General features: G+C 77.1%; 10 protein-coding genes. 2 read left to right on the top strand and 8 right to left on the bottom strand.

Annotation, left to right across the window (positions count from 1 at the left end; translation table 11 throughout):
• Window positions 1-50 precede the first annotated feature (50 nt).
• The 5 genes from H7H31_RS15545 to H7H31_RS15525 all read right to left on the bottom strand — a co-directional run bounded on the left by H7H31_RS15545 (window position 51) and on the right by H7H31_RS15525 (window position 4,049).
• Window positions 51-1,391, bottom strand: a complete 1,341-nt coding sequence (locus tag H7H31_RS15545) for a wax ester/triacylglycerol synthase domain-containing protein (RefSeq protein ID WP_187060504.1) — start codon at window positions 1,389-1,391, stop codon at window positions 51-53.
• Window positions 1,392-1,553: 162 nt separating this feature from the next.
• A complete protein-coding gene (locus H7H31_RS15540; RefSeq protein WP_187060503.1) occupies window positions 1,554-2,303 on the bottom strand; it encodes a class I SAM-dependent methyltransferase in 750 nt (249 codons plus the stop codon).
• Between the two features lie 195 nt (window positions 2,304-2,498).
• Window positions 2,499-3,176, bottom strand: coding sequence for a class I SAM-dependent methyltransferase (locus H7H31_RS15535; protein ID WP_187059584.1), 678 nt, complete (start codon window positions 3,174-3,176; stop codon window positions 2,499-2,501).
• 68 nt (window positions 3,177-3,244) lie between these two features.
• Complete coding sequence (locus tag H7H31_RS15530) at window positions 3,245-3,592, bottom strand: glycine-rich domain-containing protein (RefSeq protein ID WP_187059583.1); 348 nt, start codon at window positions 3,590-3,592, stop codon at window positions 3,245-3,247.
• A gap of 199 nt (window positions 3,593-3,791) precedes the next feature.
• The gene (locus tag H7H31_RS15525; RefSeq protein WP_187059501.1) at window positions 3,792-4,049 is read right to left on the bottom strand and encodes a hypothetical protein; all 258 of its coding nucleotides are present in this window, start codon (window positions 4,047-4,049) and stop codon (window positions 3,792-3,794) included.
• A gap of 316 nt (window positions 4,050-4,365) precedes the next feature.
• Here H7H31_RS15525 and H7H31_RS15520 point away from each other — a divergent pair, with 316 nt between their 5' ends.
• On the top strand, window positions 4,366-4,959 hold the full coding sequence (locus H7H31_RS15520) for a helix-turn-helix domain-containing protein (protein WP_187059525.1): 594 nt from the start codon (window positions 4,366-4,368) through the stop codon (window positions 4,957-4,959).
• Window positions 4,960-5,208: 249 nt separating this feature from the next.
• Here the strand turns inward: H7H31_RS15520 and H7H31_RS15515 are convergent, their stop codons facing one another.
• Both H7H31_RS15515 and H7H31_RS15510 read right to left on the bottom strand, forming a co-directional pair.
• Complete coding sequence (locus H7H31_RS15515) at window positions 5,209-6,150, bottom strand: hypothetical protein (RefSeq protein ID WP_187059684.1); 942 nt, start codon at window positions 6,148-6,150, stop codon at window positions 5,209-5,211.
• Between the two features lie 5 nt (window positions 6,151-6,155).
• Window positions 6,156-6,851 (bottom strand): papain-like cysteine protease family protein, encoded by a 696-nt coding sequence (locus tag H7H31_RS15510; RefSeq protein WP_187059683.1) that lies wholly within the window; start codon window positions 6,849-6,851, stop codon window positions 6,156-6,158.
• A 790-nt stretch (window positions 6,852-7,641) separates the two neighbouring features.
• Between H7H31_RS15510 and H7H31_RS15505 the strand changes: the two genes are divergently transcribed.
• A complete protein-coding gene (locus H7H31_RS15505; RefSeq protein WP_187060213.1) occupies window positions 7,642-8,325 on the top strand; it encodes a hypothetical protein in 684 nt (227 codons plus the stop codon).
• Between the two features lie 199 nt (window positions 8,326-8,524).
• Here the strand turns inward: H7H31_RS15505 and H7H31_RS15500 are convergent, their stop codons facing one another.
• On the bottom strand, window positions 8,525-11,869 hold the full coding sequence (locus H7H31_RS15500) for a helix-turn-helix transcriptional regulator (RefSeq protein ID WP_187117940.1): 3,345 nt from the start codon (window positions 11,867-11,869) through the stop codon (window positions 8,525-8,527).
• Window positions 11,870-12,000 lie beyond the last annotated feature (131 nt).

Here is a 12,000-nt window from a genome sequence, read left to right as displayed (position 1 = left end):
GTATCGAGGTGGTGGCCGGCGGCCGTCGCGGTGGTCGGGCTGGCTTTGCCCTACGCCTGGGCCCCCGGCCCCACGCCCCCCGCCTCCTCGACGGCCTCGGCAGCCCCGGCCGGCCCGACCTCCGCCCCGGCCGGATCGGGGCACAGGGCCTGCCGCCAATGGCGGGCCAGGTCGGCGGCGCGGGGCAGCGCCGCGTCGTACACGACGCCGCACCGTACGACCCCGCCCGCGCGCGTGAACGAGACGTAGCCGAGCAGCCCGTCGTGCACGTCGTAGAACATGGACGCCCCGGTCAGCCGGGCGCCGAGGCAGGTCAGCTCCTCGTCCGCGACGGTGACCGAACTGACCCCGATCGGCACGGCGTTCCGCACGTAGCCCATCGCCCACTCGCCGGCCCGGTGCGGGGCGGCGCGCACGGCGAGCCGGCGCGCGTCGCGGGTTCCGGTGCGGCGCACGGCGTCGGTCTGGCGGCGCACCAGGGCCGCCGCGTCACCGAGCCGGGGCGCCGCCGACGGCAGCACCAGCCGGTAGCCGACCACGTGGTTGCCCGGCGCGTACCGCTGGCCCGGGCCGCGCGTGGACATGGCCACCAGAACCGGCAGGTCGGGGCACGCGCCCGGCGCGCCGTCCCGGCGCCAGGCGCGGACCGCGCGCGCCAGGCCGGTCAGGCAGACGTCGTTGACGCTGGTCCGCCACGCGTCGGCGAGCTGACGCAGCCGCGCCAGGGGAACGTCCTGGCTGGTCCACGCGGTACGGCGGGCGGGGTGGGCGCGCAGCGCGGGCCAGCCACGGACGCGGCCGAGTTGGCGTACGGCGTCCGACGCGGCCAGCAGTGCGCCGGCCGGCCTCGGCAGCCGCGCCGGGTACAGCGGCGGGCCGGCCGCCGCGGCGTCGCCGAGCAGGGCCAGCGCGGAGTGCGCGGCGCCCACCCCGTCCTGCACGGCGTGGTGCACCCGCAGCGCCAACCGAAACCCGTCCCGCGCCCCCGCGCCCCCCGCCGCGCCGTCCCGCGCCGCCGCCCCGTCCAGCAGCCACAGGTCCCACGGCGGGTGCTCGGCGCCCGGCAGCGGGTGGCTGAGCAGCGCGTTCGTCGCGTCGGCCAGCGCGCCGGGGCCGGCCAGACCGGTGCGCCGGCGCACGTGCGTGCCCGGGTCGAGGGCGGCCGTACGCGGGCGCCACCGGCGGGCCCGGCCGTCCGGGCGCAGCAGGTTCAGCGCGGGCAACCCGGCCGCGCGCCCCAGCACCCGCTCCGCGAGCGCGTCGGGGTCCGGCGCGGGCCCGGCGAAGTCGAGGAAGAACCCGGTGGTCGGCTGGTGCTGACGGGCCAGCGCGAGGAAGGCCCGGTCGATCGGCCCGATGGCGTGACCGCCGTTGACGTTCATCTCCGACATCTCCCCGGCCTCTCCCCGATCTCCGACCCCTCCGTCATCTTCGGCATCGTCGGCCTCTCTGACACCTGCGACGTCTCGGCTTCCCGTCCACGACCGCCCCCGGGCGGGTGGCGGACGGGCCGACGCGTACGTACCCACCCCGGCGGCGACCGGGCGCTGCCGCTACGGCCGGGCGACCAGCGCGAAGCGGTGGCAGTGGGCGGCCAGTGGCTGGCCCGCGCTCATCGTGGCGTGCAGGGCGCGCAGCGGCTCGGCGTACCGCTCCACGCTGAAGTCGGGGACGTGCCAGGGCGTGATGCGCAGGAACAGCACCAGCGCCCCGACGTCGTGGAAGGCCGCCGGCAGCCGCGCCTCGTCCTGCCAGGTCACGGTGAAGCCGGCGGCGGTGAGCTGGTCGGTGGCGGCGCGCAGGTCCCAGTCGGCGTAGCCGTGCGCGGGCGCGCCGAGCGCCTCGTTGACCTCCGCGAGGTCACCGCCGCCCACCTGCTGGGTGACGAAGGTGCCGCCGGGGCGGAGCACGCGGCGGATCTCGTGCGGGTCGTACGACTCGTGCCGGCTGATCACCAGGTCGAACGAGGCGTCCGCGAACGGCAGTTGGTCGTCGTCGCCGACCTCGGCCACCTCGATCCCCAGCGGTTCGAGCCGCTCGCGCGCCACCGGCACGTTGGGCGCGAAACCCTCGGTCGCCGCGGTCCGCACGGGCAGCGGCGCCAACGAGGTCAACACCTCACCACCGCCCGTCCCGAGATCGAGCAGCGCGCCCGCGCCCGGCAGCCGCTCGCGTACCAGCCCCGGATAGCTCCACGGCAGGTCGGCGTCGCCCCGCTCCTCGTACCGCCCACGGAACACCCCGAAGTCCCAGCCCTCGAACGGTGTCGTCAACCCCTCGGCGACCAACTCGTCATACCCCACGCCGTTCCGCCCTCCCTGTTCCCCCGCGTTTCCCTGCCGCTTCCCGGCCCGCCCGACGCCACGGTTCGTGCCGCGGGCACCGGGGTTCGACGGTATACGGGCCGGTGGGGAGTGGGTGGCGTCGGGCGGGGGCGGGCGCCGGTCGCGGCGGCGCGCCGGAGGTTCGCTTGCGGCAGCTCGGACGCTTCGTACGCCTCAGGCGCCACGGACACCCCGCACGAGCAGGGTGCCCGTGCGCCGACTCCCGGCGGGCGGGGTGATCACGGACGCGGACACATCAACGTAGCCGTGGTCCCTGAGCATCAGCGTCCACTCTTCGGGCTCGAAGTCCCACCGCCTGACGACGGCGGGGTCCTCGTCCGGCCCGCGCGGGATGTACGACGCCTGGCAGCCGTAACACCCCTCGACCGGTGGCCGCTGGGAGAAGGCGCACACCCCACCGGGCCTGAGGCTGGTGTGGAGGACGGGCAACAGGAGTTCGGGGTCGGTGAACCAGGCGGCGCCGAACACGCTGTAGACCGCGTCGAAGGTCGTGGAGGCGCCCCGGAGGTAGGTGAGGGCATCGCCCTGGTGGAGTTCCCACCCGTCCACGTCGGGCCACCGCTCGCGTGCCTTGGCGAGTTGTTGGGCGGAGAGGTCGACCCCTGCGACCCGCACGCCGAGCGTGGCGAGGTGAGCGGCGTTGCCTCCCGACCCGCATCCGAGATCCAGCGCGCGGTCCCCGGGGCGCAGCCGGAGCGTCTCGGCCCCGGGGCCGTGGTCCGGGTACTGGGTCCAGTTGAACCAGGTGGTCTCGCCCCGGGAGTTGGTCGTCCGACGCTGCGGCTTGGTCCGCGCGTAGGTGTCCCACGCGGCATTACGCGAGTCAGTCACTACCTGTCCGTTCTCGTCCACGGCGACAGCCGCCCGGCACGATACCGGGCGGCTGATGCTCGGGTGGGTCATTGGCTTGGCTTGTGGCGGAGTGACGTGGCGATGGGACTGTCCGAGCAGCCCGCGTAGCTCTGGGTGCAGTCGGCCGCGCCGTCCGTCGGCCAGAACTCGGGGTCTACGGCGAAGCCGGCCCATCGCATCAACTCGGCCGTTCGCCGCAAAGCGGCTCTCCCCGCGGCGGGATCATGGCCGTTCTTGCGGTCGGGTACGTGGTGGATGTACCCGTTACCGAGGGCCTCGCAGAACTCGGCGTAGTGCCTGGTGTGGAGCACGAGCGCGTGCCAGAAGAGGTCCACGCGAAGGCTGGGCGTGACCTTCTCCGTGCTGCTGGCCGCGACGGTGAGGAAGGCCGTCACCACGTGGTCGGGCGGGGCCTGGCCCCAGGGCGGGGGGAAGGGGCAGCCACCCGCCGCAGCCGCACCGGCCGGCGCGCCCCCACCCGCCCGCTCGGGGCGGGGGCCGCGCGCCGGGTGTGCCGAGGGAGGGGCGGGTGGCGCGGGGCGGGGCGGGTGGCGGCGCGGCCACACGGGCGTGGTCGTGGTGTCAGGCTCGCGCTCAGGCGTCGGGTGCGCGGTCCAGGGCGATGGCCAGGCGTAGTCGCGGGTCGGTGGCGGCGTGCTGCCAGCGCACGCCGAGCACCTCGTACCGTCGGTCGGCGGCGAGCCAGTCGGCCGCCGCCTGGAACAGTTCGCCGGGTCGCGCCCCGCCGAACTCCACGGTGTTCCCCGCGTCGACGGTCACCCACAGACCCTCGTGCTCGTCGGTGAACACGCCCGCTCTGGAACGCAGTTCGTCGGTCAGGTCACTGTGCATGTGTGTCCCCCATCGTCGGTCCGGGTATCGCGTACGAGTCCGATACACGGGCCCGCCGGGTGAACCGGTCGGGTGGTCGGGTCCCGCCTACGGAGCCGCACGTCACGGTCTCCATCGAGTGCCCCGCACCCGGCGGGTTCAAGCGCGGGGAGTGGCGGGGTGGCTCCGGTTTCGGGCCGGGGGAGGGGGCGGCCGTCGGGCGGCGCGCGGGGCGGTTCCCGTGGCGTGGCGCGGAGCGCGCGGCACCCGCCGCTCCCGTGTGCGCCTCCGGCAAACACCGTTGCCGGTTCCGGGACGGGTGGGGTGCAATGGCGGCGTGGAACACTCACCCGCCATCGCCCAGGCCCTCACCGAGGTCGGTCCCCGGCTCAAGCGGCTGCGCACCGAGCGCGGTGTCACGCTGTCCGCGCTCGCGCAGGCCACCGGGATCTCCAAGAGCACGCTGTCCCGGCTGGAATCGGGCCAGCGTCGGCCCAGTCTGGAGTTGCTGTTGCCGATTGCGCAGGCCCACCAGGTCCCGCTGGACGAACTGGTCGGCGCGCCCGAGGTCGGCGATCCCCGCGTGCGGCTCACGCCGCGCCGCGCGCACGGGAACACGGTGCTGCCGCTGACCCGGCAGCCCGGTCCGCTCCAGGCGTTCAAGATGGTCCTGCCGGCCAGCCGCGACACGCCCAACCTGTGCACGCACGAGGGGTACGAGTGGCTGTACGTGCTGGCCGGGCGGCTGCGCCTGGTCCTCGCCGACCACGACCTGACGATGGGCGCGGGGGAGGCGGCCGAGTTCGACACCCGGCTGCCGCACTGGTTCGGCACCACCGGCGAGGGCCCCGTCGAGGTGCTCAGCCTCTTCGGCCGGCAGGGCGAGCGCATGCACGTACGGGCCAAGCCCACCGCCCGCGCGAGCGGCTGACCTCGGAGCGGCCCGGTCCCCGCCGGCCCAGTCCGGCCCGGTCCCGCCCGGCCCGCGCCGGGGCGCGGCCTCGCCGCCGTGCGTACGGCCACCGCCCCCGCCGGGTGGCTGGCGGGGGGCGGTGGCCGGGGTCGCCGCGCCGCGCCGGCCGGGGCGGGGGCGGTACGGCGGCCGGCGCGGCGCGGCGACCGGTGTGGTGCGGGCGGGCCCGGCTGCGGTTGGCTAGTCAGCCGGTCAGCCGGTCAGTCGTCAGCCGGTCGCGGTGCGGCGGCGGAGGCGGACGGCGACCGTTCCGGCACCGATGAGCAGGGCGCCGCCCGCGACGCCGGCCGCCGCGAGCCCGGCGCCGGACAGGCCGGCCGACGACGAGCCGTCGCTCGCGGTGCCGCGCGGCGCGTCGGGCGCGGGCTGCGCCGCGGCCGGTCCGTCGCCGCCGAACTGGCCGGAGCGCTGGTAGTCGGAGCCGGGCAGCTTGTTGGCGTACCGGTCGTGCACGCGGTCCTGGTACGCCGCGACGCTGGTGCCCCGCGCGCCGACCGCGTCCCGGGCCGACTTGTTGAGCGGCAGCACGCGGTTGCCGTCCAGCGCGTACCAGGCGGCGATCTGCGGCTCGGTGAAGACCAGGTCGCCCGCGCCCTTGCGGCCGAAGCTGACCTCGTCGGTGCCGGAGATCACGTTGGCGACGGCCCAGCGCTGGGTCTTGGCGTCCCGCACGGTCCACACCGTGGCCGTGGCGCCGGAGGCGGAGCGGGCCTCGGAGGCCAGGTAGGCGAACTCGGCCACCGGCTCGGCCGCCGTGCTCCGGCCACGGACGAAGTCCGGGTTCAGCGAGTAGACCGGCACCGCCGGGCCCACCAGGCGCGGGGCCTGGGCCGCCGCCTCGGCGCGGGTGACGCCCGCGTCGAGCGTGTCGCGCTCGGTGGCCCGCTCCCGCTCGGCGAGCCGCACGAAGAAGGAGCCGACGCGGTCGGTGGTGTCCTGGCTGGCCAGCGTCTTCGCGGCGGCGGCCCGGTCGGCGGACGACACCGAGGCGGGCGCGACGGGCCGCGCGCCGTCGTCGGCGACGGCCGCCGTCGGGGCGAGCAGGGCGAGCACGCTGATGCCCACGCCGACGCCCGCGACGAGCGAGGCACCGCCGAGCCCGCTGGGGCGGGAGTGGGGGGTGAGTCGGGAACGGGTCGTGTTCGTCATGGCGCTCACTTCTCCCCGTACAGCGACTCGGCCCAGCGGAACTGGCTGTTGCTGCGGTAGGTGGTGTAGTTCATCTCGGCGTAGCGGGGGCTGCTGGGCCACGGGTCGGCGTACATCACCGTCTGGCGGCTCGCGTCGTACCCGTACAGCACCTGCGCGTGGCCGCCGCCCGAGGTCCAGTAGATGCCGGTCTCGACGGGCGAGTTGGCGTCGATCGTCTGCTGCACGGTCTGGAACGGCAGCGTGCCGGTGGTGCGGCCCGGGTCCATGCCGAGCCTGGACCAGGAGCGCTGTACGTCGGAGAGGTAGCCGGGCCGGTTGGGGCAGGCGGACGTGGGCGGCAGGCCGCGGGCGTAGGTGCAGAACGTGTTCTGCGAGGTGTCCTGGCCGCGCCCGAGGTACCGGGCGATCGACAGACCGGTGGCGACCCAGCACCACTGGTTCTGGCTCTGCACCAGTTCGTTGAAGGCCAGTTGGGTGGAGGCGGTGACGTCGGACGGCGCGGCCTGGGCGGCGGGGGCCGGGGCCGGCGGCGTGGCGGCGACGGACGTTCCGGACAGCGGCGCCGCCAGACACGCCACGGCGGCGATGCCGCTGAGCGCGACCGTCAGCCGTCGCCGTCCTCTCGCCGGTGCGGAGTCGGGTGGCGCGGCCGGGGTGACGGGGGCGCCCACGGGCGCCCGGTGTTTCCGCGGAACCATCGTGTTCTCCTTCTCGCCCGGCGCGCGGGGGCGCCGGGCGACATCGGGGGAAGTGAGCGGGTGGCGTGCGCCGCGGCGGGAGCGACCGACCGAGCGGAACGGAGCACGCCACCCGGGGTGGCGGGACGCGCGACGGCGCCTGGTCCCGTACGGAGGTGCCTGTTCTCGTACGGAGGTGCCCGTTCCGGTACGGGGCGGGGCCGTGCGGGCTGGGCCCGGCGCGCGTCCGGTGTGCCGCGCGTCCGGCGCGCGGGGAGTGCGGCGCGCGTGGTGCGGGAGGTGCCGGTGGTACGGGGGTGCGGCGGTGACGTGGGGAGTGCTGTGGTGCGGCGGGGCCGGGGCGTGGGGCCTGGACCGAGTGGGCGGCGGGGAGTTGGGGGCGGGTGTGCGGGTGGGAGGTGGTGGGTGGGGGCGCCCGTGGGGTGGTGGCGCTCCCGTGGGGAGTGGGGCGGGGCGGAGGTGGCTCCATCCGCCGGCTGGAACAAAGCTGGGCCCGGCGCCCCGCGGCCCGGAACCCCCCGGGCGCGAAGCAGGGGGTTTCCCGGTACCCCCCTCGCCCCTCCCGGGCCCGCCCGTCGCCGGCGTTCGCCGGGCGGTCGTCCGCGCTCGCTGGGCGGCGGCGTCAGTGGGTGGGTGCAGCGGGCGGGTTCTGCGGCAGCGGCGGTGTCAGTGGTGCGGGGTAGCTTGTCGATGACGGGTGGGGGAGGCCCGGCACCGGGGGTGCCCCGGGCGTGGCGGCGGCCGTACGGGGAGAGCACGGGCGAGTACGAGGGAGAAGGGGGCTGGGGGCGTGAGCGACGGATTCGGGTGGATAGCCGAGGCCGGCGGTGGCGGCGGGATGCAACTGGTCGCGGTGCGGGACGTCGATGTCGAGCGGCTCGCGGTGATGTTGGGCGCCGAGCCGGGCACCGTCATGGACGCGGCCACCTGCAACGCCGTCGTGGCGGCTGCGGGCGGCACGACGCGGCTGCCGGACCTGGCCCGACTGGGCGGTCACGGCGGTTGGGCGTACGCCTTCGAGACCGGTGGCGGCCTCTTCCGTACGGACCGAGGCCACCTGAACCACCTGTGGGAGGGCCGCACCTACGTGCGCGTCTCCGACACGGGGATGGACCCGCCGCTGGTCACGGCCGTGGTGGACGGCTCCTGGGACTGGCAGTACTGCGACGGCTCGGTGCACGAGCGGGCCAGGGCCGACCACCCGCTCACCGCGCGCATGACGGCCGAGATCGGGTTGGGCAGCGCCGTGCCCGACCCGGACTTCCCGGACGATCCCGACGAGTGCTCGCTGTTCGTCCCGGACATGGCCGACGTGTACCGCCTCTTCGGCGCGTACTACGGCCTGTCCCTGCCGCGCCGCACCATCGGCCAGCCGTTCCACACGGACACCGCGCTGCACGGAGCGTTCACCGCCCCGCGCACCCTGCCGGACGGCCAGCCCCACCCCGCGTACGCCACGATCCCCCGGCCCTGACCCGTGCCCTGAGCCCGACGCGGGTCCCGAGCCTGACTCGGGCCCTGCCCTGGACCCTGAGCCTTGGCCTGACCTGGGCCCTGAGCGTGGCCGGGGCCTCGGCCGTGACTCGGCCGGGGACGCACCGGGCCCGGGGCAACCTCAGGTCTCACGCTCCCGGGCCGCAGACCGTCGAACCTCAGCCCGTCTGGCCCGGGCCTCAGACCGTCGGGTCGGCTGCTTCGCCCGGCGCGTGGCCCGGGGCGTGCCGGAGGCGGATGAGTTCGGCGCGGGAGCGGACGCCGAGTTTGCGGTACACGCGGGTCAGCGTGGACTCGACGGTCTTGGCCGAGAGGAACAGGCGGCCGGCGATCTCCCGGTTGGTCGCTCCGTCGCCGACGAGTTCCGCCACCCGGTGCTCGGCGGGTGTCAGCGCGTGCCACCGCCCCGTGGGCAGCGCGGCGGGCGGCTGGCCCACGCCAGCGCCCAGTGCCGAGGCCGTCCCCGGAGCCGCCCCCACCTCGGGGCTCCCGTACGGCCCGCTGCCCGGCGCCGCGCCCGCCGCGCCAGCGCCCAGCGCCGCGACCGACCCCGGCGGGGTCGCCGCCGACCGGCCCGCCGCCGCCCGCGCCGCCGTGCCGGGCGCCGGGACGGCGGACCGTCCGCAGGTGACCCGGTGCAGTTCGGTGTGGGCCTGGTCGAGCCAGGGGCGGGCGTCGGCCGTGCGGAAGAGGGCCGCCGCCTCGTGCCACGCGGCGAGCGCGGCCGTGGCGTGTCGGCGCCGGCGCTCCACGGCGCCGAGCGCCAGCAGGTCCCGGCCCTGCTCCAGCGGGAGCCCGAGCGCGCGGTGGCCGGCGGCGGCCTCGCGCAGCCCGGCCGCCGCGCCCGGCAGGTCCGCGGACTCCGCCCGCAGCAGGGCGTCGGCCCGCAGCAGCGACAGGGCGACGCCCGACCGGCCGAGCCGGTGCGCGGCCCCCCGCGCCTCGGCCACCACCGCCCGCGCCTGCTCGTGGTCGCCCACCGCCACCAGCGCCTCGGCCAGGTCCGCCGCCCAGGGCACGGCCGCCGGGTCCACGACGGAGCGCCGGCGGGCGATCGTCCGGGCCTGGCCCAGGCACTCCACGGCGGCGACCGGCGCGCGCGAGCGCAACTGGATCTGGCCCAGCAGGCACAGCGAGAGCGGCAGGAACACCATGTCCCGCTCGTCCCGCGCGACCCGTACGCCCTCCCGGGCCAGCGCCTCGGCCCGTTCCAGGTCGCCGCCGGCGGCCTCGGCCACCGCGGCCGAGTAGCAGACCTGCCCGAGGTTGGCGCCGAGCGCGCGGGCCAGGCCGAGCGCCTCGTGCGCGGCGGCCAGCGCCTTGCCGCAGCGGCCCGCGCGCACGTCCACGTCGATGCTCGCGCACAGCAGGAACAGCATCTCCTCGGCGTCGTCCGACCGCCGTGCCCGGCGTAGCAGTCGGCCGAGTTCGGCGTCCGCCGCAGCCAGTCGGTCGGCGAAGAAGTCGAGCCGCGCCCGGATGGCCCGTGGCCCGTTGTGCCCGCCGGTCGGCCCGGCGTCCTGCGGCCGGGCCAGCGCGCGGTCCAACGGCTCCTCCGCGTCGGGCCGGCCCTGGAGCGTGCCCACGAACGCCTGGAGCGCGAGCGCGAGCAACTCCGTCGAGCGGTCGCCGCCGCGCCGCGCGAGCGAGGCCGCGCGCGCCGCCTCCGCCCAGGCCAGCGGCGTGTCACCGTCGCTGATGTGGGCCTTGATGCCGCGCAGGTAGTGCAGCCGGGCCCGGGCCCCTGGATCGTCACCGGCGTGCGCGAACGCGTCGGCGAACACCTCGTCCAGGTCGTGCAGCGCCTGGTTGGCGGCGTTGATGATGAGCACGCGGGCGCGTACGTGCTGCGCCGGGTCGGCGGCCTGGGCGGTGACGGGCTCGGCCAGTTCGCGGCACAGCTCGTAGTCGGCCGCCGCGTACGCGTGCGCGGCGCCGCTCAGCAGTCGCTCGCAGCGGCGCCCGGGATGCCCGGCCGGGGTGCGCAGCGCGGCGAGCCGGGCCAGCGCCGCGGCCTCGTCGGGCGCCCCGCGCCGCCGGGCCTGGTCGGCCGCGCCGGCCAGCGCCGAGGCCAACTCCTCGGCCGGGCCCGGGGCGGCGAGTGCCAGGTGCCGGGCGTGTTCGACGGCGCCCGGGGTGGCGGCGGCGAGCCGGGCGTGCGCCGTGCGCCGCTCGGCGGCGGACGCGGCGGCGTAGAGGGCACTCGCGTACAGCGGATGCGCGAAGCGCACCGCGACCCCGTCGTCGGAGACGACGAGCAACCCCGCCGCCACGGCCTGCGCGACCGCGCGCTCGACCAGCCCGTCCGGAGCGGCCGGCACGAGCACGGCCCCGGCCCGCGCGGACGCGTCACCCGCGCCCGCACCCCGTAGGCCGGCGCCGGACGTGGAGACACCGGACGCGGAGGCGTGCGACGCGGAGACCCCGGACGTGCGGGTGTGTGACGTGGAGGCGTGCGACGTGGAGGCACCGGACGTGGGAACTCCCGGCCCGGGGGTGGCGGGCGACGAGGTGTCGGAGGCGAAGGCGTGGGGCGCGGAGGCACCGGATGCGGAGGCATCGGGTGCGGAGAGGGTGGGGGCGTGCGCGAGCGCCGGGGCGTGGTCGCCGGTCGGCGTGCCGGTGTCCGTGACCACCGCGCGGGCCGCCGCGCGCAGCAACTCCAGCTCCACCGGGCCGCGTCGGGCCGCGGCCACCAGCAGCAGCACGCCGCGCCCGGCCGGCTCCACCCGCGCCAGCCGCTCCGCCGCCCGTGTGCCGATCCGCTCGGGCACGGGTAACGGCTGGTCGCGGGAGGGGAGTTCGGGGCGCCCTTCGAGCAGGCGGACGACCTCCAGCGCGTCGAGCAGATCGCCCTCGCACGCCTCGTGCACGCGCCGGACCAGCCAGTGCGGCAGCTTCCTGGTGGTGTGGCGGTCGAGCACCGCGCGCAGTTCGGACACCCCGGGCGCGGGCAGCTCGCGCACGAGCACCTGGCCCGGGCAGAGCGCGACGCCCAGCGGCGGCCCGCCGCTGGCGCCCACGGTCTCGGTCACCACGGCCCGTACCCGCGCCGGCCCGAGCCGCCGGGCGGCGTACGCCAGCGTCTGCGCGCTCGGCTCGTCCACGCAGTGCGCCCCGTCCACGGCGAGCAGCACCGGCCCGCGCGCGGTCAGCCCCCGCAACAGGGCCAGCAGCCCCAGCCGCACCCCGAGCGGGTCGGGCCCGTCCGGCGCGGGCCGCTCGCGGCGCAACGCGGCGCGCAGCGCGGAGCGTTGCGGTGGCGGCAGCGCGGCCAGCGCGTCGTCGGGCAGCGGGTCGAGGAGGTCGGCGAGCGTGGCGTACGGCAACGGACGCTCGGCCGCGCCGGGCTCCGACCACAGGACCGTTCCCGCGTGGTCCCGCGCGCCCTCGACCAGCCCGCGCAGGACGTACGACTTGCCGGCGCCGCGCGGCCCGTACAGCACGAGGCTGCCACCGTCGGCGAGGTGGCGCCGTGCCGCGAGCACCACACCGTGCCGCGTATCGGGATCACTGTGCACCACGGGCGGTCCTCCACGTCCTCGATGACCCCCGCCCGCGCGCGGCTGTCCGGTGCGGGTGGGTTCCCGGCGCGTCCGTACGGCGCGTGGCCCGCGACGTGCGGCTTGCGGCGCACGGTCCGCGACGTACGGCC

The sequence above is a fragment of the Streptomyces buecherae genome (assembly GCF_014295035.1).
GTDB classification, from domain to species: Bacteria; Actinomycetota; Actinomycetes; order Streptomycetales; family Streptomycetaceae; genus Streptomyces; species Streptomyces youssoufiensis.
Note: the sequence above shows the minus strand (reverse complement) of the source record. Positions and strands in the feature narration are given on the sequence as shown.

Excerpts from the sequence above, each read along its gene's own strand:
- H7H31_RS15545 (WP_187060504.1), bottom strand. The coding sequence starts at position 1,391 with ATGTCGGAGATGAACGTCAACGGCGGTCACGCCATCGGGCCGATCGAC.
- H7H31_RS15525 (WP_187059501.1), bottom strand. The coding sequence starts at position 4,049 with ATGCACAGTGACCTGACCGACGAACTGCGTTCCAGAGCGGGCGTGTTC.
- H7H31_RS15515 (WP_187059684.1), bottom strand. The coding sequence starts at position 6,150 with ATGACGAACACGACCCGTTCCCGACTCACCCCCCACTCCCGCCCCAGC.
- H7H31_RS15510 (WP_187059683.1), bottom strand. The coding sequence starts at position 6,851 with ATGGTTCCGCGGAAACACCGGGCGCCCGTGGGCGCCCCCGTCACCCCG.